Annotated in this window: 20 protein-coding genes; 11 read left to right on the plus strand and 9 right to left on the minus strand. The window is 62.8% G+C overall.

Features of this window, described 5'->3' with window-relative positions; translation table 11 throughout:
• Nucleotides 1-81 precede the first annotated feature (81 nt).
• Complete coding sequence (locus tag ACZ5Y5_RS18520; protein WP_464810888.1) at nucleotides 82-921, plus strand: IclR family transcriptional regulator; 840 nt, start codon at nucleotides 82-84, stop codon at nucleotides 919-921.
• Here ACZ5Y5_RS18520 and ACZ5Y5_RS18525 read toward each other — a convergent pair.
• Nucleotides 915-1,535, minus strand: coding sequence for a cysteine hydrolase family protein (locus tag ACZ5Y5_RS18525; RefSeq protein ID WP_464810889.1), 621 nt, complete (start codon nucleotides 1,533-1,535; stop codon nucleotides 915-917). The genes ACZ5Y5_RS18520 and ACZ5Y5_RS18525 overlap by 7 nt on opposite strands.
• Nucleotides 1,536-1,707: 172 nt before the next feature.
• On the opposite strand from ACZ5Y5_RS18525, the gene ACZ5Y5_RS18530 reads away from it, so the two are divergent.
• A complete protein-coding gene (locus ACZ5Y5_RS18530; protein WP_464810890.1) occupies nucleotides 1,708-3,660 on the plus strand; it encodes a flavin-containing monooxygenase in 1,953 nt (650 codons plus the stop codon).
• Between the two features lie 51 nt (nucleotides 3,661-3,711).
• On the opposite strand, the gene ACZ5Y5_RS18535 is transcribed toward ACZ5Y5_RS18530, so the two are convergent.
• From ACZ5Y5_RS18535 to ACZ5Y5_RS18560, 6 genes are all read right to left on the minus strand, one after another.
• A complete protein-coding gene (locus ACZ5Y5_RS18535; protein ID WP_464810891.1) occupies nucleotides 3,712-4,506 on the minus strand; it encodes a hypothetical protein in 795 nt (264 codons plus the stop codon).
• 100 nt (nucleotides 4,507-4,606) lie between these two features.
• Entirely contained in the window at nucleotides 4,607-5,512 is a 906-nt protein-coding gene (locus ACZ5Y5_RS18540) for an NAD-dependent epimerase/dehydratase family protein (protein ID WP_464810892.1), read from the minus strand.
• A 196-nt stretch (nucleotides 5,513-5,708) separates the two neighbouring features.
• The gene (locus ACZ5Y5_RS18545) at nucleotides 5,709-6,455 is read right to left on the minus strand and encodes an SDR family NAD(P)-dependent oxidoreductase (RefSeq protein WP_464810893.1); all 747 of its coding nucleotides are present in this window, start codon (nucleotides 6,453-6,455) and stop codon (nucleotides 5,709-5,711) included.
• Entirely contained in the window at nucleotides 6,452-7,489 is a 1,038-nt protein-coding gene (locus ACZ5Y5_RS18550) for a hypothetical protein (protein ID WP_464810894.1), read from the minus strand. The genes ACZ5Y5_RS18545 and ACZ5Y5_RS18550 overlap by 4 nt, the downstream gene beginning before the upstream one ends.
• A 104-nt stretch (nucleotides 7,490-7,593) precedes the next feature.
• Nucleotides 7,594-8,640 carry a hypothetical protein gene (locus ACZ5Y5_RS18555; protein ID WP_464810895.1) on the minus strand — a complete coding sequence of 349 codons (1,047 nt, stop codon included), beginning with the start codon at nucleotides 8,638-8,640 and terminating at the stop codon, nucleotides 7,594-7,596.
• Between the two features lie 135 nt (nucleotides 8,641-8,775).
• Nucleotides 8,776-10,371, minus strand: a complete 1,596-nt coding sequence (locus tag ACZ5Y5_RS18560; RefSeq protein WP_464810896.1) for a class I adenylate-forming enzyme family protein — start codon at nucleotides 10,369-10,371, stop codon at nucleotides 8,776-8,778.
• A gap of 126 nt (nucleotides 10,372-10,497) precedes the next feature.
• On the opposite strand from ACZ5Y5_RS18560, the gene ACZ5Y5_RS18565 reads away from it, so the two are divergent.
• From ACZ5Y5_RS18565 to ACZ5Y5_RS18600, 8 genes are all read left to right on the plus strand, one after another.
• Complete coding sequence (locus tag ACZ5Y5_RS18565) at nucleotides 10,498-11,682, plus strand: acyl-CoA dehydrogenase family protein (protein WP_464810897.1); 1,185 nt, start codon at nucleotides 10,498-10,500, stop codon at nucleotides 11,680-11,682.
• A complete protein-coding gene (locus tag ACZ5Y5_RS18570) occupies nucleotides 11,679-12,737 on the plus strand; it encodes a phosphotransferase family protein (protein WP_464810898.1) in 1,059 nt (352 codons plus the stop codon). Before ACZ5Y5_RS18565 ends, ACZ5Y5_RS18570 begins: the two co-directional genes overlap by 4 nt.
• A gap of 19 nt (nucleotides 12,738-12,756) precedes the next feature.
• Nucleotides 12,757-13,728, plus strand: a complete 972-nt coding sequence (locus ACZ5Y5_RS18575) for an NAD(P)H-dependent flavin oxidoreductase (protein ID WP_464810899.1) — start codon at nucleotides 12,757-12,759, stop codon at nucleotides 13,726-13,728.
• 2 nt (nucleotides 13,729-13,730) lie between these two features.
• A complete protein-coding gene (locus tag ACZ5Y5_RS18580) occupies nucleotides 13,731-14,621 on the plus strand; it encodes a crotonase/enoyl-CoA hydratase family protein (RefSeq protein WP_464810900.1) in 891 nt (296 codons plus the stop codon).
• A gap of 15 nt (nucleotides 14,622-14,636) precedes the next feature.
• Complete coding sequence (locus ACZ5Y5_RS18585; protein ID WP_464810901.1) at nucleotides 14,637-15,056, plus strand: nuclear transport factor 2 family protein; 420 nt, start codon at nucleotides 14,637-14,639, stop codon at nucleotides 15,054-15,056.
• A gap of 18 nt (nucleotides 15,057-15,074) precedes the next feature.
• Nucleotides 15,075-15,836, plus strand: a complete 762-nt coding sequence (locus ACZ5Y5_RS18590) for an SDR family NAD(P)-dependent oxidoreductase (RefSeq protein WP_464810902.1) — start codon at nucleotides 15,075-15,077, stop codon at nucleotides 15,834-15,836.
• Nucleotides 15,837-15,899: 63 nt separating this feature from the next.
• A complete protein-coding gene (locus tag ACZ5Y5_RS18595; protein WP_464810903.1) occupies nucleotides 15,900-17,132 on the plus strand; it encodes a serine hydrolase domain-containing protein in 1,233 nt (410 codons plus the stop codon).
• Nucleotides 17,133-17,232: 100 nt separating this feature from the next.
• The gene (locus ACZ5Y5_RS18600; RefSeq protein ID WP_464810904.1) at nucleotides 17,233-18,027 is read left to right on the plus strand and encodes an SDR family NAD(P)-dependent oxidoreductase; all 795 of its coding nucleotides are present in this window, start codon (nucleotides 17,233-17,235) and stop codon (nucleotides 18,025-18,027) included.
• A gap of 32 nt (nucleotides 18,028-18,059) precedes the next feature.
• Here the strand turns inward: ACZ5Y5_RS18600 and ACZ5Y5_RS18605 are convergent, their stop codons facing one another.
• On the minus strand, nucleotides 18,060-18,341 hold the full coding sequence (locus ACZ5Y5_RS18605; protein WP_464810905.1) for a hypothetical protein: 282 nt from the start codon (nucleotides 18,339-18,341) through the stop codon (nucleotides 18,060-18,062).
• A gap of 179 nt (nucleotides 18,342-18,520) precedes the next feature.
• Between ACZ5Y5_RS18605 and ACZ5Y5_RS18610 the strand changes: the two genes are divergently transcribed.
• Nucleotides 18,521-19,843: an MFS transporter gene (locus ACZ5Y5_RS18610; protein ID WP_464810906.1), complete on the plus strand. Its 1,323-nt coding sequence runs from the start codon at nucleotides 18,521-18,523 to the stop codon at nucleotides 19,841-19,843.
• A gap of 59 nt (nucleotides 19,844-19,902) precedes the next feature.
• Here ACZ5Y5_RS18610 and ACZ5Y5_RS18615 read toward each other — a convergent pair whose 3' ends face one another.
• Entirely contained in the window at nucleotides 19,903-20,289 is a 387-nt protein-coding gene (locus tag ACZ5Y5_RS18615) for a VOC family protein (protein WP_464810907.1), read from the minus strand.
• Between the last annotated feature and the right edge of the window lie 30 nt (nucleotides 20,290-20,319).

The raw sequence follows: 20,319 nt of genomic DNA on the forward strand, positions 1-20,319 counted from the left end.
CGCTCAGAATATAGTAGCTGTTACTATAAATCGGCGGACGGTACGGCCGGCGTCGAAAAGGCGAGGTGTGTAGGAGGCGGAATGGGCTCTAGCTCACAGGCGGACGGTAGGTCTCGTGGTCGGGGTAGCGTAAAATCCTGTCTGCGGACTTTGGAGGTCCTCGAATATTTCATGAATGCGGGCGTTCCGGCGCGTACGATCGAAATCAGCGAGGCGCTCGGCATCCCCAATTCCAGCGCGGATGAGATATTGCGGACGCTCGCGGCCACCGGCTATCTCACCTACAATCAGGCGACCAAGCTTTACGCTCCGTCCTACAAGATCGTCGCCAACGCCTCCTCGATCGAACAGAGCTTCTTCGGCGGCGGACAGATTAGCGAGATCATGGAGGATATGCGTCGCGAAACCGGCGCGACCGTGTTCGTCACGCAGCAGAATGACTGCTGGTCTGAAAGCATCGCTGAAGTTTCGGGCGACTGGAAAGCATCGCCGGACGTAGCGCCCAGCTATCCGGCCCAGATGGTCTGTTTCGAGCGCGACAGCTGGCGTCCGAGCACCAATTTCACGGCGGCGATGCTGGCACAGCAATCCAATGTCGATATCATTCAGCTCGCCACCCGGACACAGCGGCTGGGCTTTGGTCCAAAAGGGCCGACGCTGATGAAGCATCTGGTGGATCGGATCGCCCAGACGCGCAATCGCGGCTTTTCCATCTGTCGCCGCAGCCGGTCGCAGCCGGTCGATTCCATCGCCATGCCTCTACGGGTGCCGCATGGCGTCGCCTCCTACGCGATTGGCGTCGTGGGCGATCCCTTGTTCTCCAGCGACAATGATGTGCGGCAGATGCTGTCAGCCATGCAGTCGGTGATCTTCCGCTACAATGACGGAATCCGCCGGAGCAAGACGATCAGCATTCAATAGGGGCCGGACGCCTGCAGCGCTTGTTCAATGTCATCGGCGCTGGCGATGCGGGCGACCATGCGCAGCTGGTCCCTTATGATGACTTCATGAGTGGCGGGGTCGGCTGCCGCTATGCAATCTTCTGCGATGATCACATGATAGCCCAGATCAGCCCCAGCCATCGCGCAGCCCGCAACAGCGACATTGGTGGAAACGCCAGTGATCACGATCGTGTCTATGCGCATCCGCCGCAGCATGGCGTCGAGCGCCGTGCCGTGAAGCCCGATCAGCCCCGAACTGCGCGCGACCACGAAATCCTGCGGCGCGGGCACGAGGTCACTTACAATCTCTGCTTCCGGGCTCCCCGCGATCAGCAGGCGGTTCTTGCGCGCCATCACCGCGAGCAGGCTGTTGGGCTGAACATCCGCAAAGTCGGGGCGGTGAGCGATGATCAGGTGGCATACAGGGAGGCCCGCCGCCCTGAACCGCTCGGCAAGACGGGCGATCTTCGGTAGGGTGCGGCGTTCCTCAACCTGCCCGATCAGGCCGGCAAAGCCGCCCATGCCATGTTCCACGATCCCGCGCTGGCATTCGCTGATGATAAGGGCCGCGCGGCCATGAAGTGGAACGGCCAATGTCCTGCTCCTGTCGTAAATGTCTTTGGGAAAGAAGACCGTCGAAGCTGGCCGGGCAAGGCATGGTGCGGCGGCTCCACAGATATGGAAATGCCGGTTTGAACCTTGGTTCCTCCCGGCAGCCCGATAGACCTGCAAGCAATCAGAATAGCGTTTCTTGAGGAGTGAGTGAATGGCTGCCCAATATGCAGATGTGGTGGGGACCGCCCCCGCCGACTTGAAGGCGCGCAAGCTGCCGCTGAAGGATAGGCCGGAATTGCGGCAGGCGCTGGCGGAAGGCGAAATCCACACTCTGCTGATGACCTATGTGCATCTGAGCGGCGATGAGTCGATGCTCGACAAATTCGCTCCGCATATCAAGTCGCCTTATGCCTATCCTCCGGAAGAAATCCCGGCGGAGCTGAGCGAAGAGCTGCGGCAGAAACTGCTCCATGTCCTAACCACGCCGGGCGCGGCGCTGGAGGGTGAAATCTCCGACACGCTGATGCACCGCATGATGACCGTGGGCCTGGCCGAGGAAGTCGCCGACGAATTCCTGCCGCTGCTCTACGACCAGATCGGTTTCCGTCCTGAAGTTCCGCGGCGCGAGCGCAAGGACCGCAAGCCTGCGCCCGCCGGCTTCAAGGTGCTGGTGATCGGCGCGGGCATGACCGGCCTTGCCGCGGGCGTGAAACTGGCCGAAGCGGGTTATGATTGGGAAATCATCGAGAAGAATGAGGAAGTCGGCGGCACCTGGTGGGAAAACCGCTATCCGGGCGTCGGCGTCGATACGCCCAGCCACTTCTACTCCTTCTCCTTCGCGCTCAATTCCGAATGGCATAATTACCATCCGCAGGGCACGGACATGTTCGCCTATCTCAAGCGCGTGGCGGACGACTTCAAGCTGCGGCCGAACATCCGCTTCAACACGATGGTCGAAAAGCTCGTGTGGGACGAAGGGGCTGCGGTCTGGAACGTCACCGTCCGCAAGAAGGACGGCAGTGAAGAGGTTATCCGCGCCAATGCGGTGATCAACGGCCACGGCCCCGTTAATCGGCTGAAGTGGCCCGCCATTCCCGGCCTCGACAGCTTCCAGGGCACGCGGCTGCACACCGCCACCTGGGACACGTCGATGGACCTGAAGGGCAAGCGCGTCGGCGTCATCGGTACGGGCGCCAGCGCGGCGCAGCTGATCCCCGCCATCGCCAAGGATGTAAGCGAACTGCATGTCTTCCAGCGCAGCCGCCATTGGGTGATGCCGAGCCCGGCGGGCGACGATGAAGTCACCGAAGGTGTCAAGTTCGCGATGCGGCATATTCCGCATTATCTGGAATGGTTCCGCTTCCGCATCTACTGGTACGCGGCCGACGGGCTCTATCCCAATGTGCTGCTCGACCCCGAATGGCCGGAGGACTCCCCGTCGGTTTCCGCCGTCAATGAAGGCATGCGCAAGTTCGCGGTCGGCTATATCGAGAAGATGTTCGCCGACCGGCCGGACCTCAGGGAAAAGCTGACGCCGGACTTCCCGGTCTTTTCCAAGCGCATCATCCTTGACCGCGGCCCCTATTTCCCGACCTATCTGCAGCCGCATGTCCATTTGGAGCAAACGGGCATCGAGAAGGTGACGCCCAAGGGTCTGCTGCTGAAGGATGGACGCGAGATCGAGCTGGATGTGCTGATCTGCGCTACCGGCTTCGACGTCGCCAACATGATGGGGAACCTGGAAATCGTCGGCATCGGCGGCAAGCATCTGCGCAGCGAATGGGGCACGGAAGATCCGCGCGCCTATTTCGGCATGCTGATCCCCGGTTTCCCCAATTATTTCCACACGGTCGGGCCGAACAGCGCGCCCAACCATGCGGCTGGGCAGAACCTGATTTCCGAGCGTCAGGTGAATTACGCGATTGAATGTCTCGATTGGATCAATGCCGAGGAAAAGAAGGCGCTGCAGCCCACCAAGCCTGCCTTCGACGCCTGGCAGAAGAAGGTCGAGACCCAGATGGTCAAGATGATCTGGAGCCACCCGCGGGCCTACAGCTATTACAATAATAGCAAGAAGCGGAATTTCCTGTCCTGGCCATGGCGGCTCATCGACTTCTGGAGCGAATGCCAGGGGCCGCGCAAAGAAGACTTTGAATTGCTATAAAGGGGGGCAGGGCGGCCGTTCGCGCGGCCGCCCTCGTTCGCTGACCCGCCGTCAAAGCTGGTCGGTATAGGTGTCGGTGCCCACGACGGTAGGGATGAAGGGTGAGGCGATGGCGATGCTGCCGATCCCACTTTCCTCGATTGCCTGGCCGAGCGGCACATAGGCGCTGTCCCAAACGGCCTTGGGGTCTTCGATCGAGAAGCTCAGGAACACCGCGCGGTCATTCGCCTCGACGGGCACATCCTTCGGACTGGTGGGATCGAGCGGCAGCGGCGATCCGCTGAGCGCCACGTCCCCCGGCAGGTCACGCGCGCGCAGGAAGTCCGAAAGGTCGGCCGCGCTCTTTCCGGGATTAAGGTCGACGATGAAGGCGACCACGCCGCCATAAGCGCGGTCGAGCGCCAGTTCGATCGGCATGCTGCTGCCCGGCGCATTATATTCCGCGTCGAAATTGTAGAAGCTGGTGTGGATATGGTCGCGTTCCTTGAACATGCGGCCGGTCGCGTGCAGGTCATTCACCTGCTTTACCGCCCAGGCGTCCCAATCCTTGTGATGCCCGTCCAATATCCAATAGAGCGCAAGGTAGGACCCCTTGGCCAGGTCCATGCTGCCGGACCCGAAGCGCTTTGCCTTTTCCGCGCGCGTGGCAACATAGCGGCCGCCCGCGACGGTATAGGCGCCGATCATGCAGCCGCTGTAGAAATGGTCGCGCTCATACCAGCGATTATAGGCCGCCTCATATCCGGGACGCGGTTCGACCATGGTGAAGAGCAGCGATCCCAGGCGGATGGGCCGGTCGGCGCGAGGAATGTCGGCTTTGCTGAACAGGGCTTCGCTCGTCTGCATCAATCTCTCCTTTTGGAACGACGTGATTGAACGGCAGGCGGAGCCTTCGTCAAAGCAGGGCGGCGCCTGTTCCGTGTCAGCGGAAAGGTCGCTGGTCGCGCTACCGGCCCGCCAACGCGCGATAGGCTGGGTGGCCCACATCGGAGAGGATGTTGAGATGGCGCGGCGTCCAGCCCAGTTCCCGTCGTGTTCGCGGGCTGCGCGAACGGCTGCAGGTCGCCATGCCGATCAGCGTTTCGAACTTGCCCCAGCGGCGCACGCCTTCGGCGAAATCCACGCTGTGGGCATGGACGCCAAGATCGTGCGCTACCGCCTCGGCCAGCATGCGGTTGTTCAACTCCCCAGCGACGGCATGGTAGAGCGCGCCCGCCATGCCTTTCTCCAGCGCCAGACGATAGACCTCCGCCAGGTCATCGACATGGACGTTGGAATAGAGGTTCAGCCCGGCACCCAGATAGGCGACATCGCCGTTGCGTCCTGCATCCGTGTAGAACATGCGCAGATGGCCGCAGCCGCCATGGCCCCAGATCATCGGCGGCCGGACCACCATGGCGCGGACGCTACCCGATGTTCCCGCCTGCCGGATCATCGTTTCTGTGACGAGGCGATAGCCGATATATTTCGACGGTGTGAAAGGATCGTCTTCGGCGAAATTATCCTCGCTCCACGCCCCGTCCGTCCTTTGCGACAACAGGCCGGTGCCACTGGTGAAGAGAAAGCTATGCGACCTGCCGTCCATCGCCTTCAACAGTGCTGCGATCGTGTCGAACTCCTCCTGCAGCATCAGTTGGGCGGCGTAGATGGTCGCATCATGCTCGCGCACCATGTCGATGACGGCGTCCAGCTGGCCAAGGTCGCCGCGCAGCGGTCTGACGCCCTCTGTCACCAGTGCCGCATCGCGGTCGCTGCTGCGGCTGAGGCCGCTGACCTGATGACCGGACGCCATGAGGTGACGGGCGATATGCGAGCCGAGATAGCCGGTCGCGCCGAGGACAAGAATGCGCATCAATTTCCTTCCGAATGCGCACAAGCAGCAGGACCGGCATAGCGGTCAATCGATCGGTTTGCACCTTCCACCAGCGCGGAATACTTCCTCCTGCCCTATCAACTCACCCTCGTCCGGGCTGAGCTTGTCGATGCCCATCCGATCCTTGTCCGGGATCGCCTCAAACGGGTGAACAGGGCCGATCGTGGCGTGACAGCTAAAGCGAATTCACCATATGCCCGCCGTCCACGACCAGTTCGGCGCCCGTGATATAAGCGCCAAGGTCCGACGCCAGCAGAAGCAATGCGCCGTCCAGATCCTCGGGCTGGCCCAGCCGCCGCTGCGGAATCCGCCCGATCATCGCCTTGCCCGCGTCCATTTCCCAAAACTGCGCGTTGATTGGTGTCATGATATAGCCGGGACATAGCGCATTAACGCGGATGCCGTGCCGCGCCCATTCAAGCGCCATGACCTTGGTCATCTGCACCACGGCTGCCTTGGAGATGGCATAGGGACCCACCTGAGCGGCTTGCCGCAATCCCAGGATCGATGCGATGTTGATGATGCTGCCCCGGCGTCCGTCGGCGACCATCGCGCGTGCCGCGCCACGCGCCACCAGATAGGCGCCGCGCGCGTTGGTATCCATGATGCGGTCCCATTCCGCTTCATCCTGATCCAGAAGCGGACCGCCGCCTGCGATTCCTGCATTGTTGACCAGGATATCGACCGCACCCACCTCGTCCCACAAGCTGTGGATGGACGATCCGTCCTGGACGTCCAGCGTTACCGCGCGTGTGTCCGGCAGAGATTCGGCAAGGGATTGGAGCAGATCGCTCCGCCGCGCGGTCAGGATCAGGCGCACGCCCTGCGCCGCGAGCGTATGGGCGAAATGCGCGCCGATCCCGCTGCTCGCGCCGGTAATGAGCGCCGTCTTGCCTTCAAGGCCGAAGCTGGGAAGCGTCATGCGGCCAGCGCCTCCCGCTGGTCGAGCGGCGCTTCGGCGGGATAGGTGGTCGGGCTGATCGCATAGGCGGCGGTCAGCGTAGCGATGAAGGCGGGGTCAGTCATAGGGTCGGTCGGCACCGTGAAGGCGATGCCCTTCGCCTTGAGATCGGTTATCAGCATGTCGAACGCGCGATCGCGGGTAAGGTCGTCCGTATGGTCATAATAGCGCTTCAGGTCCGCCATATCTGTGAAGACATGGGCGCTATAGTGGAACAGGACGCGCATGTCGCTCGGCGCGTAGCGGGCGATGACCCGATCGCCATCGAGAATCCGCCAGCCATCGTCGCCATCAGCCTCCAGCACCGACTGCAGCGTCATGCCCGCGGGCGTTTCGCGCCGATCGCGCGGCCCGCACGCCTCTCCGCGATGGAACATATGCTGATTTTCGGTGAGCAGCCCGCTGTTCCAGAAGGGCGCTGGAATACGCTGCGGCGCGCGATCGGGGCCATCGGGCCAATAGGTGAAGCCGCCATCGACGTCAGACGGGTAGTAATAGGAAATGACCTGACCGGCCTTGACTTCCCACGCGTCGAACAGGCCGGACTTCGCCATGACCGCGCCCAGCCAGGCCGGCATGTTGGTCGGGTCCATACCGCGCCAGCTGCGCCCGTCAATATGGCCAGGGTCATAGCCATGGGACGGGCCCTGCATGTTGAACTGGAACAGGTAGGGCGCGCCATAGCGCGCGCCGTGCATGTCCTTCACCAGGTCCAGCAGCTTGCGGCTGTAGAATATCTCGTGCGCCTCTTCCTCATAGGGAAGGCCATTATTGCCGAAGAAGCCGCGAAAGGCGGGGGTCAGCATGTCGGATAGCGATCGCGGCCGCGCATTGGCGCCGGGGCTCGACACGGCCAGCAATTCTTCTGCGGACTTGAAGTAGATCGCGGCGATCAGCCGCCAGGGTCCCTTGGTGCGCAGGATGTGGAACAGCCGCGCATTTTCCTCGCTGGTGAAGATATCCTGGAGCAGCCGGGGCGGCGCGATCGGAGTCATGGGACGGCGCCGGTTGGACATGCTCTTTTGATCCTCTCACCCTTGTTTTGTATCTGAATGTCTGTGCCGGCCCCGCGAACGCGGGGCCGGCACATCGTCGTCGGTCAGGCGGCCAGCACTTCTTCCGGTTCAGGCGGAAAGATCGAAGGCTTGCCCGGATCATAGGTCTGGACCAGCAGCGTGATGAACTGCTTGTCGGTCAGCGGATCGGTCGGCACTTCGAACGTCAGGCCGCGCGCCCGCAGGTCGGCGATCAGCATGTCGAACACCTGATCGTGGCCGATGTCGTCGGTATGATCGAGCGACTGCTTGAGTTCGGTATAGTCCATGAAGATGTCCGCGCCCCAGTGGATCAGGAAGCGGAATTCATCTTCCGGAATCTTCTGGATCACCTTGCCGTCAGTGGTGATCTGCCAGCCATTGGGGTCTTCGGGGTCCGCGCTCATCAGAGAATTGATCGCCAGGCCTTCGGGCTGGCGCATCGACGATGGACCGACGGCTTCAGCCGTGTGGTACATCATTTCATTTTCGACGACGACGGCGCGGCTCCACATCGGCGCCTTGATCTGGGCGGGCTGCGCCTTGGGGCCGTCGGGCCAATAGTTGAAGCCGCCGCCGATCTTGCCCTTGTAATACCAGGTGATCACCTGTGCTTTCTTCGCGCGCCAACGTTCGAACAGGCCCGATTTCACCATGATGTTCATCAGCCAGACTGGCGAGGTCTGCATGGAGATGCCGCGGAAGCGGGTCGCATCGACGTGCGGCGTGTCGCTGCCGCGCGAGGGCCCCTGGATGTTGAACAGCATATTTTCGGGGCGGGCATATTCCGCCTTCCAATATCCGCGCACGAGGTCGAGGAACTTGGTGTTGAAGAAGCAATCCTCGATCTCGGGATGCTGGACGGTCGATCCCTGCGCGAAATAGCCGCGGAACACCGGCGACAGGAACATGTCCCAGGTCGGCTTGAACCCCGCAGGTATGTTGCCCGACGTGGTCGCGACGACTTCCTCGGGGGATTTGAAATGCTGCGCCAGGATCAGCGACCAGGGTCCGTTTTCCCGAACGACGTTCAGCATCCGGCGATGCTGGTCTTCGCTATAGGCGCCCTCGATGATCTGGGGCGGGGCGACGGGGCGGAATTGGGTGATCATTCAATGCTCTCCTCGTTCTTATGAACGTTGAACTGGTTTGGATTGGCAGCCTGACTGCGGCGCGCAGGCCCCATCGGCATGCCGATCCTATCTCATCTGCCCGGCAAAGGCAATATATGACAACGAACGATGTAGTTAGGCGGGCTGGCCTTCGGACAAGGCGGGAAGCCATTCGCGCACCGCATTTTTCAGCAGCTTTCCGTTCGGATTGCGGGGCAACGGGCCTTCCACGATATAGACATGATCGGGCACCTTATAGTCCGAAAGGCGCTCCGCGCAGAATTGACGCAGGCTGGCATCGTCCGCCTGTTCCTTCGTCACGACGAACGCCTCTACCCGTTCGCCCAGAACAGGGCAGGGGCGGCCGACCACAACCGCTTCGGCCACGGCCTCATGCGCCATCAGCGTGTTTTCGACCTCGACCGAGTAGATTTTAAATCCGCCTCTATTGATCATATCCTTCATGCGATCGAGTACGCAGATATATCCGTCCGCATCCATCGCGCCGATATCGCCCGACTTCCAATAGCCGGCCGCAAAGCCTTTTTCAGTCGCTTCGGGATTGTTCCAGTAGCGCGGGACCGTCATCGCCCCTGCAATCCAGATTTCGCCCTGCTCGCCGGGCGGCACCTGCCGCCCATCCTCGTCCATGATGACGATATCGGCATAGGGAAGTGGCTTGCCCACCTTGTCGCGATGAGATGCGCATTGTCCCAGCGGCATCATCACCGCAGGGGACGAGGTCTCCGTCGAACCGTAGATGTTCACCAGCGTCAGCTGCGGCACATGTTCGGCCAGCGCCTCGATCGTCGCTTCGGCCATCGGCGCTCCGCCGAATGCGCCGATCCGCCAACTCGACAGATCGAAATTGTCGAAGTCGGGGTCCATCAGGCACAGCTTGTACATCGCCGGAACCATGATGGCGAAGCTCATGCGTTCGGCTTGCGCCAATTCCAGGAACTGCCGCGCCTTGAACGCCTCCTCCACGACCACCTTGCCGGCCACGCGGACGCTGAGCATCAAGACAAGGCCGATGCCGGTAACGTGCGACGCAGGGACGGCCAGGATCATCGACTCGCCGTCTTTCAACTGCAGATGATTTTGACTGCCGATGCAGATGGTGATGAGTCCGAGATGGGTCAGCACCGCGCCCTTCGGCCGCCCGGTGGTGCCGGACGTATATAGGATGCAGAAAGGATCGTCCTCTCCCACTGCGGAGTGATCCGGCCTGTCTGCTCGCGTTTCCGGCCCTGCGGCTGACCAAGCTGCCGCTTCCGCTCGATACGGGAGCCAATGGCGCACCGCGGGCAGGCTGGCGCGGTCGGGCAGTTGGTCTTCCAGCGAGTCGTCATAGATGATCGCCGCCGCGCCGCTATCGGTCAGCGCATAGGCTGTCTCGGGCGGGCGTTGGCGGATGTTCATCGGGACTGCGATGACGCCGAGCCGCGCTGCCGCCATCAGCAAGGTCATGTAGTCAGCGCGGTTGGAAAGAAGGATGCCCATCCGATCGCCAGCGGCAAGGCCGAGCGCGGTCAGCCGCGCGGCGCAGGCGTCCACGCGCACGGAAAGAGCCGCATAAGTCCATCGCACATCGCCTTCTACCAATGCGATCGAGTCAGGCGCGCGCCGCACCGCATCCAGGAACATCGCATAAATGTCCCGCGGCCGATCCGCGTAACAGTCCACCACCCTGCCGTGGTGCAATTCCTTGCGGAGATGCTCTTCCTTCATTTGGATGTCGTTCCTCTCGGCGCGACCGGCTATGGCGTGTTCACACACAGCTCGCCGGGCTCTTTTAATTACACCTTGCATTGTGGTTCTGGCCTTGGCAAGCGCCAACAAACGAAAGGAGCGGAGATGGCGACCATAGATCATGAGGATGGGCGAGCTATAGCCCAAAAGGTCGAAAGGTTCGTCCGCGACATCGTCGTATCCTATGAGACGGACAGCCGCCGGGACGATCATGGGCCGCTCGATTCATTGGTACAGGAAATGCGCGCCAAGGCGCGTGAAGCCGGGGTACTGACGCCGCATATCCGCCCCGACGGCGGCCATCTCAGCCACCGGGCGACGGCGCGGGTTCTGCGCGCGTCGGGACTTTCGCCGCTGGGTCCGTTGGCGTGCAACACCAACGCGCCCGACGAAGGCAATATGTTCCTGCTCGGGAAGGTCGCGACGCCGGAGCAGAAGCAGCAGTTTCTCGACCCCATGGTGGCTGGCGAGGGCCGATCCTGCTTCCTGATGACGGAGCCGGCGGCCGATGGGGGCACCGGGTCCGATCCATCGATGATGCAGACGCGCGCCGAATTACAGGGCGACGAATGGGTCGTGAACGGACGCAAAGCGTTCGCGACGGGTTTCGACGGAGCGAAATTCGCTATCCTTATGGCGAAGACCGAGCGGGAGGATGGCACGCCTTCCGCGACCATGTTCCTGGTCCCCCTGCCGCACCCTGCGCTTCAGCAGGAACGGTTGATCAGCACGATCGACAGTTCAATGCCGGGCGGCCATGCGGTCGTGAAGGTGGAAAATCTGCGCCTGCCTGCGTCGGCGATCCTCGGCGCGGCGCATGAAGGCTTTGCCTATGCGCAGATCCGCCTCGCTCCTGCGCGGTTGACCCATTGCATGCGCTGGCTGGGCGCGGCGACGCGCGCCAATGAGATCGCGACCGAATATGCCGTCAAGCGGCACGCGTTCGGCAAGCCGCTGATCGACCATGAAGGCGTTGGTTTCATGCTGGCCGACAACCTCATCGACCTGAAGCAGTGCGAGTTGATGATCGATTGGTGCGCCGACGCGCTCGATGCCGGGGAGAAGGCGATCACCGAAAGCTCCATGGCAAAGGTCGCGGTATCCGAAACCCTGTTCCGTGTGGCGGATCGCTGTGTTCAGATCATGGGCGGCACCGGCGTCAGCCACGACACGATCGTCGAGCAAGTGTTCCGTGAAATTAGAGCCTTCCGGATCTATGACGGGCCGACCGAGGTGCATAAATGGTCGCTGGCCAAGAAGATCAAGCGCGAGGCATCGGGCCGGTCATGAATGTCGAAGAGCTGAATGCGGGCCTTACCGATGTGCGCGAGGCGCATCGTTTCAATGAGGACGCTCTGCGGGCTTGGTTGCGCGATCATGTGCCGGAGGCGGAAGGGGAGCTGACCGTTCGGCAGTTCAAGGGCGGCCAGTCCAATCCGACCTTCCGGCTGGACACGCCGGGCCGTTCCTTCGTCATGCGGCGCAAGCCGCCGGGTGTGACGGTGCCGGGCGCTCATGCCGTGGATCGGGAGGCGCGGGTGATCAGCGCGTTGGGTAAGGCCGGCTTCCCGGTGCCGCGAGTCTTTGGCCTGTGCACTGACGAAGCTGTGATCGGCAGTTGGTTCTATGTCATGGAATGTGTCGAGGGGCGGGTCTTCTGGAACTCCCGCTTCGAATCCGTGCCCGCAGAAGAGCGGCCTGCTTATTTCGAAGCGATGAATGCGACGCTGGCGCAGCTTCACAATTTTGATCCGGCAGCCTTGGGCCTCGACGACTTCGGAAAGAAGGGCAATTATTTCGAGCGGCAGATCGCGCGCTGGTCCCGCCAATATCTGAGCGATGAGGCCGCGGGCCGCGACGCCAATATGGATCGGCTGATCGAATGGCTTCCGGCGAACATTCCCGCCGGCGATGAGAGCCGGATCGTGCATGGCGACTACCGCGCGGACAATATGGTCTTTCACCCGACCGAGCCGCGCGTGGCGGCAGTACTCGACTGGGAGCTGTCGACGCTGGGGCATCCCTTGGCGGACTTCGTCAATCATATCATGATGTACCGCCTGCCGCCCGAGATCCTGTCCGGATTGCGCGGGGTTGACATCGCGGCGCTGAACCTGATGCCCGAAGAGGATTATATCGCTGCCTATTGCCGCCGGACGGGACGGGATGGGATTGAGAACATCGGTTTTTACCGCGCATTCGCGCTGTTTCGTCTTGCCGCCATTTATCATGGTATCAAGGCCAGAGCATTGCGCGGCACTGCCGCGTCGGCGCACGCAGAAGAACTGGCGGCGCAATATCCTCTGCTCGCTAAATTGGGGTGGGGCGAAGCGGAGGCGGCTTGAACATAAGGGGATTTAATGAATGAAAACGCGGATTACAGAGCTTACGGGGACACGCTATCCTATCATTCAGGGTGGGATGCAGTGGGTTGGGCGTGCGGAACTGGCTTCGGCGGTGTCCAATGCCGGGGGGCTCGGTATCCTGACGGCGTTGACGCAGCCTACCCCTGAGGCGTTGGCGGCTGAAATCGAACGGTGCCGTACGATGACGGACAAGCCGTTCGGCGTGAACCTGACCATCCTGCCGACCGCGCAGCCTGTTCCCTATGAAGCCTATTGCGAGGTGATCGCCGGTTCGGGCGTCGGCGTGGTCGAGACGGCGGGCCGGAGCCCCGCGGAGTTCATCGCCCGCTTCAAGCAGGCGGGGGTGAAGATCGTGCATAAGTGCACGGCCGTCCGCCATGCGCTGTCGGCGCAGCGCGCAGGCGTCGATGCAGTTTCCATCGACGGGTTCGAAGCTGCTGGCCATCCTGGCGAGGACGATATTCCGGGCATGGTGCTGATCCCCGCCGCCGCCCGCGCGCTCGACATCCCCATCCTGGCCGCTGGCGGCATGGCGACCGGCCGCAGCATGGCCGCAGCGCTGGCGCTGGGCGCCGAAGGCGTGACGATGGGAACGCGCTTCATGTTGACGAAGGAAGCGCCGATCCATGAGGCGATCAAGCAGGCGGTCGTCCAGGGCAGCGAGCGCGACACGACGCTGATCTTCCGCCAGCTGCGCAATACGGCGCGCGTTTTCCGCAACGCCGTCGCCGAGGAAGTGAACGTCAAGGAGCGGGAGCCCGGCGCGACCTTCGAGAATATCAAGGCGCTGGTCGCCGGTGCGCGCGGGCGTGCGGCGCTGGAGAGCGGCGAGGTCGATGGCGGCCTGGTCTGGGCGGGCCTGGGCATCGGCCTGATGGACGACATCCCGACCTGCGCCGAATTGATCGAGCGGATCGTGGGCGAGTGCCGCGACGCGCTTGCCCGGGCCACGGCCCTGACTGCGGAGTGACCATGAGCAAGAGCTACAACACCATCCGATATGAAGTCGAGGATGACGGCGTCCTGCTGCTGACGCTCAATCGGCCCGACAATCTGAACGCCTTCACCGTTGAAATGTGCGAGGAGCTGATCGACGCCTATGGCCGCGCGAGCCAGGATGATGCGGTTCGCGTCATCGTCGTGACAGGCGAGGGCCGCGCCTTTTGCGCCGGCATGGACCTGTCGGTCGGCGGTAATGTCTTCGGCCTGGACGAGAGCATGACGCCCACCATGGAGGATCTGCGCGAGCGTAGCGACGATCCGGCGATCCTGAAGGGCGTGCGCGACACCGGCGGCCGCGTGACGATGGCAATGTATGACTGCCTGAAGCCCATCGTGGGCGCGGTGAATGGCGCGGCGGTCGGCATCGGGTCCACCATGTTGCTGCCCATGGATTTCCGGTTCGCGTCGGAAAAGGCGCGCTTCGGTTTCGTCTTCGGGCGGCTGGGCATCACGCTGGAAGCCTGTTCGTCCTTCTTCCTGCCGCGCATCGTCGGGTTGGAGCAGGCGCTGGAATGGGCCTACAAGGCCGATATTTTCGACGCGGCCGAAGCCCATGAAAAGGGTCTGGTGCGCGGTGTGTTCCCGGCCGAAACGCTGGTCGATGAGGCTAAAGCCTTCGCCCGGTCGCTGGTGAAGGATCGTTCGCCTGTGTCGATCGCGCTGATCCGCCAGATGCTGAACCGCAACAGTGCGCAGCCGGACCCATGGCAGGCGCATCTGACCGAGTCTCTTGCGGTGTTCTACACAAGCCAGGCCGATGGACGCGAAGGCGTGCGCGCCTTCAATGAAAAGCGCCCCGCGCAATTTACGGGCAAGGCGTCGCAGATGCCGTCCTTCTTCCCATGGTATGACAAGCAATAATAGTTGGAGAGAGAGATGATCACGCTGGAAGACAAGGTCGCGGTTCAGGAACTGATCGCGCGCTTCACCCGCTGTTCCGACTTCGGCGACTGGGAGGGGCTGGCGAAGATCTATACGCCCGATGTCGTCACCGAAATGGAAGGCATCACCATCCGTTACGAAGGCATCGAAGCGCAGGTCGAACATGCCAAGGAGTCGGATCGGCAGGCTGAGGGCAAGAACCGCCACTATAATTTCAACATGATCGTCAGCGAGGAAAATGGGCAGGTCTTTGCCGACTATGCCTTCATGAACGTCAATGCGGGCCATAACCCGATGGGTTCGCGGATCGTCGTGACCGGCCGTCAACGCGACACGGTCGTCAAGACGGGCGAGGGGTGGAAAATCGCGCGCCGCTTCGTTCAGTTCGATCAGGCGGTAAGCCTGGACTTCTGACCCGAGGGAGAAGCGATTGTGGATGTGAAGGATCTATGTGCAGTCGTAACCGGCGGCGCGTCGGGGCTTGGCACGGCAACCGCCGAAATGCTGGCGAGCCGGGGCGCGCGGGTGGCGATCTTCGACCTTAACGAAGAGGCGGGGCGCGCGCTGGCCGAGCGGCTGGGCGGCAGTTTCCACCGCGTCGATGTGACCAGCGCCGAATCCGTCGATGACGGTCTGGCGGCTGCTGCCGAGCGACTGGGCACGCCGCGCATCTTGGTGAATTGCGCCGGGGTCGCTCCGGGTGCGCGCGTCATTGGCAAGGACGGCGCGCCGCATTCGCTCGATCTCTTCCGCAAGGGGGTCGAGATCAACCTGATCGGCACGTTCAACGTCATCTCGCGTTTCGCCGCCCGGCTCGCCGCCGCCAATGTGGAAGGCGAAGAGGCGGGGGTCATCGTCAACACGGCGTCGGTCGCCGCGTTTGAAGGACAGATCGGTCAGGCGTCCTATGCAGCGTCCAAGGCAGGCGTCGTCGGCATGACTTTGCCGATCGCCCGCGACCTGGCGCAACATCGTATCCGCGTGATGACGATTGCACCGGGCATTTTCCTGACGCCGATGCTGCAGGGTCTGCCCCAGGCGACGCAGGATTCGCTGGGTACGCAGGTGCCGCACCCTTCGCGATTGGGTAAGCCATCCGAATATGCGCAATTGGTGCAGAGCATCATCGACAATCCGATGTTGAACGGCGAAGTTATCCGTCTGGACGGCGCGATCCGCATGGGACCGCGCTGAACGCGCCGCACGAACATGGGCGAGGTCTAACAGCGCCCGGAAGATAGAAGAGGATAGCCGCACATGCCCGAAACGCTGGAGGCCATGATCGACCTGCCGGAAACGGAGGCTACGCTCCACAAATTTATTGAGGATGGCGTCATCCCCGGCGGCATATTGGCATGGGGAACGGTCGGTGGGCCGGTCCGCTATCATTCGGAGGGAAGGCTGGGTTACGAGCGCGGCGCTGCCGTTGATGAACGCTCCGTCTTCCGCATCTATTCCCAGACGAAGCCGATTACCGGCATCGCCGCGATGATGCTGATCGAGGATGGCGTGATCGCGCTGGATCAGCCAATCAGCGAAATCCTGCCCGCCTTCGCAGACATGCGGGTGATGGAAGGCGACGATCCGGAAGTGACGCGTCCCGCCGCGCGTCCAATCACCGTGCGGCATTTGCTGACCCACACCGCCGGATTTGGCATGGCGGGCATGACGCTGGGCGCACTCTACATGAAGCATGGGGTGGCGCCCGGTACGCGCGAACGCATTGCGGGGCCGGGCGAGCTGCCGACGCCGACATCGCTCGCCGAACTGGGCGAGCGGATCGCCGCCCTGCCGCTGGCGACGGATCCGGGCACCCGCTTCGACTACAGCGTGGCGCTTGATGTGCTGGGACTGGTCATTGAAGTCGCGTCGGGCATGCCGTTCGAAACCTTCCTGCAGCGCCGCCTGTTCGAACCGCTAGGCATGGTGGACACCGGCTTTTCGATCCGGCCCGACCAGGTCGCGCGCTTCGCCGACTTGCCCGAGAAGAAGGACGGGAAATGGGCGCTGGCCGATGATGCGTCCGACAGCTTCTATGCGCGGCCCTATTATCCGGCGGGCGGTGGCGGGCTGGTGTCGACGGCGCAAGATTATGTGCGCTTCGCCACCATGTTGCTGAACGACGGCGAGCTGGACGGCGTGCGGGTGCTGAAGCCAGAGACGGTGCGGCTGGCCCGGTCCAACCTGTTGCCCGAGGCTGTCACCCATGTGGACCTGCCCATCGGCCAGACGCTGTCGGGCGTCGGCTTTGGCGCGGGCATGTCCGTTTCCCTGACGCGCAGCGAGCGGACCGGCGGCATGTTCGATTGGCCGGGCGATGTGCCTGCTGGCGTGTTCGGCTGGCCGGGGGCGGCGGGCACGGCGTGCTGGATGGACCCGGAGCGCCGCTTCTTCCTACTCTACCTCGCGCAATATTGGCCAAGCTGGCTGAACGGCGCCATGCGGCCCGACATTGTTGCGGCGGCCTACCGCGACCTGGAGCGGCGATAGAGCATCTTGGGCGCGGTGGTTTGAGGGTGATCCGTTCGCTCGAAACGAACGGAAGAAGGCGGATCGATTTAAAATTGTCGAGCGGTGAAGGGAGAGGTTCGTGGCGGTATTGGACAATCAGGCTGATTTCTCGCCGCAGCTCGGTTCACCCGCGACCGGTGTGGTGATCACCGGCGGCGCGTCGGGCATCGGCCTGGCTGCGGCCCATGCTCTTGCCGCAGTGGGGCGTCCGGTGGCGCTGTGGGATATCAATGCGGATGGCGCGGCAGGCGCGGCGGATATCATCAGCCAGCGTTATGGCGTGCGTGCGGTTGGGTTCAGCGTCGATCTGCGCAACCCGCAGGCGGTGACCCCCGCCGCCATCGCGACGCGGGAGGCGATCGGACCGGTGGGCGGGATCGTTCATTGCGCGGGAACGGCGGAGACGACGGGCATCGATGGCGTGACGCCGGAAAATTGGGACGCCGGGATCGCACTGCATGTCCGGTCCATCGTGCTGATGACACAGGCTTTTCGGGAGGATTTGCGCAGCCTGCCGGGCAGCGCGATCGTGGCGCTGTCGTCGATCAACGCAACGTTGGGCAACGGCATGATCCCGATCTACAGCGCGGCGAAGGGGGCGGTGATCTCGCTCGTCCGCTCGATGGCCGACGAACTGTCAGCCGATGGCGTGCGCATCAATGCGGTGAGTCCCGGGATGATCGACACGCCGATCATGGCGGGGACGAAGGCGGCCCTGCCCGGCCATTATGAGCGCAGGATCATGATGGGCCGCTATGGCGCGCCGGAGGAATTGGGTCGCGTCATCCGCTTTTTGCTGTCGGACGAGGCGAGCTACATGACAGCGGCGGAAATCATCGTCGATGGCGGCAACATCAACTCGCAACGGCAATAGCATGGCCGCCGGAGCGGCCATGCGTATCGAAATCAGAGCTTGTTGACTTCCTTGGCGGTCAGGCTGGTCACCAGACCCTTTTCCGCCGCGCTGAGCGTGGTGGCGGGGATGACGACGAAGCGGCCGCTGTAGATGATCTGCACGCCGGTCGGTTCGCCAGCGGCATTCTTCAGCACGCGGTCGATGAAGCCGACCTTGCGGCCGTCAACGGTCTTCACCAGGGCGCGGTCCTTGATGACGGGTGCGTCGGCGGCGATGGCGGCAGCGGGAAGAGCAAGCGACAAAGCCGCTGCAAAAGCGAAAGAAAACTTCATGATGATCCCCTTTGAAAATGGAATGGGGGGCCGATAGCATGTGGAACAGCAAATAATAAAGACATCCGTCGTTGCAAAATATGCAATTCGGAAGATTGTTCGGAAATTAGCGCCTGAGCGGATTTCATAATCGTCATCTGGAACGCGCGGACGGTAAAATAGAGGGGCATTTTGGCATCATGACGGACCAGGCGCGCGAATCGGGGCCGAGGCTGGCGGCCTTTTCCGTCACCAGCATCGCGACCGGCGGGTTCAATATTCCGCTCCAGACCTATCTGCCGGCCTTTTACGCGACCGCCATCGGCATGGACCTGGCGACCGTGGGGCTGGTCTTCATGATCAGCCGCCTTTGGAGCGCAGCTGCCGATCCGATAATCGGATGGGCGTCGGATCATACGCGCACGAAGATGGGCAGGCGCAAGCCGTGGATATTGGGTGGCGGGCTGCTGTTCCTGCTGTCGCTCTTCGCGGTATTTTCGCCGCCCGTTGGGGCGAGCCCGCTCTATCTGGGCGGCTGGCTGTTGCTGCTGTGCCTGGGCTGGACCGCCACTTCGACGCCGCTTTACGCCTGGGGCGGGGAGATGGCGGCGTCACCCGTCGAGCGTGCGCGCGTGCAGGCCTATATCCAGACGGGATCGTCGATCGGCATCTTTCTGGTCCTCGTCCTGCCTGCGCTGCTCGACGCGATGGGGCGCGGCAATCCGGAGATACGGGTGGGATCGATGGGCGCGCTGGTGGCGGCGGTGCTGGCTGTGGGCATGCTGCTGATCGCGCTGCTGTTCCGTGAGCCGGCTGTTCCGTCGCGGCCGTCCGTCGCGGTGAACTGGCGGCAGGGGATAAGCGCCGTGCTGCGCGACAGGGCGCTCTGGCGGATCGTCGCGTCGGACTTCTTCGTCGCGCTGGGGCAGGGGTTCCGCACCGCCGTCTTTCTGTTTTTCGTCACGCGCTACATGGGCATGGCGTCGCCAGCCCTGCTGCTGATGCTGCAATATGCCTTCGGCATCATCGCGGCGCCATTGTGGGCGCGCATCAGCTACCGCTTCGGGCGGCTGCGCACGCTGGTGATGGCGGAGGCGGTGCAGGTGGCGATCAACCTGATGGTGCTGTTGCTGACGCCGGACCGAATGTGGCTGTTCGTGCTGCTGATCGTGGGGCAGGGGCTGACGCAAGGGTCGGGCAATCTGATGCTGCGGTCGATGATCTACGATGTGGCGGACCGCCATCGGGAAAGCAGCGGGATCGAGCGGGCCGGGCTGTTCTCGTCCGTCTTCAACGTCACCACCAATGCGGCCTATGCCGTGGCGGTGGGGATTGCGCTGCCGGTCATTGGCCTGCTCGGCTTTGACCCGCGATCTTCGGGGACAGAGGGGCTGGCGGGCATGCACCTGTTCTTCGCGGTCGGGCCAGCGCTGGGGCATGCGCTGTCGATCCTCGTCATCTGCTGGCGCGGCAGGGAAGGTAGCGGAGCGGTGGCGGGCGCGAGCCGGTTGCCGTCGGCCTGATCAGAGGTGGAGGGCGCGCCTGGGAGGATCGTCTGTTGCGATCCTCCCCCGCCTCTTCATCAATCGAGCGGTTGGAGCAGTTCCAGCAAATGCCCTTCCGGATCGGCGATATAGGCGACCTTCAGCTGGTGGTCGGGAACATCGACCGGCGGGGTTATCACTGATCCCCCCGCGCCGGTCGCCGCCGCGATCACAGCGTCCATGTCATCGACGGCTAGACCGACGACCGCTTCACCCGGCGTCGGGCAGGGGCGGTCCAGATATTGCACCAGGTTGAGCAATGTTTCGGACTGGCCCACGACCAGCACCGTTTCGCGTATCGCATAGCCTGGCTTGTCCACCGCGATCCGCGTTCGCACTGACAGGCCAAGAACGTCGACATAGAAGCGCTCCATCGCCGCCAGATCGGCGACGATGATCTTGGTGAACGCATAAGCCTTGATCACTGCCCTTGCCCTCCCTTGCACCGTCGCGGC

The sequence above is a fragment of the Sphingobium sp. TomTYG65 genome (genome assembly GCF_055395525.1).

Coding starts and splice junctions, on each gene's coding strand:
- ACZ5Y5_RS18540 (WP_464810892.1), bottom strand. CDS start 5,512: ATGCGCATTCTTGTCCTCGGCGCGACCGGCTATCTCGGCTCGCATATC.
- ACZ5Y5_RS18610 (WP_464810906.1), top strand. CDS start 18,521: ATGACGGACCAGGCGCGCGAATCGGGGCCGAGGCTGGCGGCCTTTTCC.
- ACZ5Y5_RS18605 (WP_464810905.1), bottom strand. CDS start 18,341: ATGAAGTTTTCTTTCGCTTTTGCAGCGGCTTTGTCGCTTGCTCTTCCC.
- ACZ5Y5_RS18595 (WP_464810903.1), top strand. CDS start 15,900: ATGCCCGAAACGCTGGAGGCCATGATCGACCTGCCGGAAACGGAGGCT.
- ACZ5Y5_RS18545 (WP_464810893.1), bottom strand. CDS start 6,455: ATGACGCTTCCCAGCTTCGGCCTTGAAGGCAAGACGGCGCTCATTACC.
- ACZ5Y5_RS18570 (WP_464810898.1), top strand. CDS start 11,679: ATGAATGTCGAAGAGCTGAATGCGGGCCTTACCGATGTGCGCGAGGCG.
- ACZ5Y5_RS18565 (WP_464810897.1), top strand. CDS start 10,498: ATGGCGACCATAGATCATGAGGATGGGCGAGCTATAGCCCAAAAGGTC.
- ACZ5Y5_RS18560 (WP_464810896.1), bottom strand. CDS start 10,371: ATGAAGGAAGAGCATCTCCGCAAGGAATTGCACCACGGCAGGGTGGTG.
- ACZ5Y5_RS18550 (WP_464810894.1), bottom strand. CDS start 7,489: ATGACTCCGATCGCGCCGCCCCGGCTGCTCCAGGATATCTTCACCAGC.
- ACZ5Y5_RS18580 (WP_464810900.1), top strand. CDS start 13,731: ATGAGCAAGAGCTACAACACCATCCGATATGAAGTCGAGGATGACGGC.
- ACZ5Y5_RS18520 (WP_464810888.1), top strand. CDS start 82: ATGGGCTCTAGCTCACAGGCGGACGGTAGGTCTCGTGGTCGGGGTAGC.
- ACZ5Y5_RS18555 (WP_464810895.1), bottom strand. CDS start 8,640: ATGATCACCCAATTCCGCCCCGTCGCCCCGCCCCAGATCATCGAGGGC.
- ACZ5Y5_RS18530 (WP_464810890.1), top strand. CDS start 1,708: ATGGCTGCCCAATATGCAGATGTGGTGGGGACCGCCCCCGCCGACTTG.
- ACZ5Y5_RS18585 (WP_464810901.1), top strand. CDS start 14,637: ATGATCACGCTGGAAGACAAGGTCGCGGTTCAGGAACTGATCGCGCGC.
- ACZ5Y5_RS18575 (WP_464810899.1), top strand. CDS start 12,757: ATGAAAACGCGGATTACAGAGCTTACGGGGACACGCTATCCTATCATT.
- ACZ5Y5_RS18535 (WP_464810891.1), bottom strand. CDS start 4,506: ATGCAGACGAGCGAAGCCCTGTTCAGCAAAGCCGACATTCCTCGCGCC.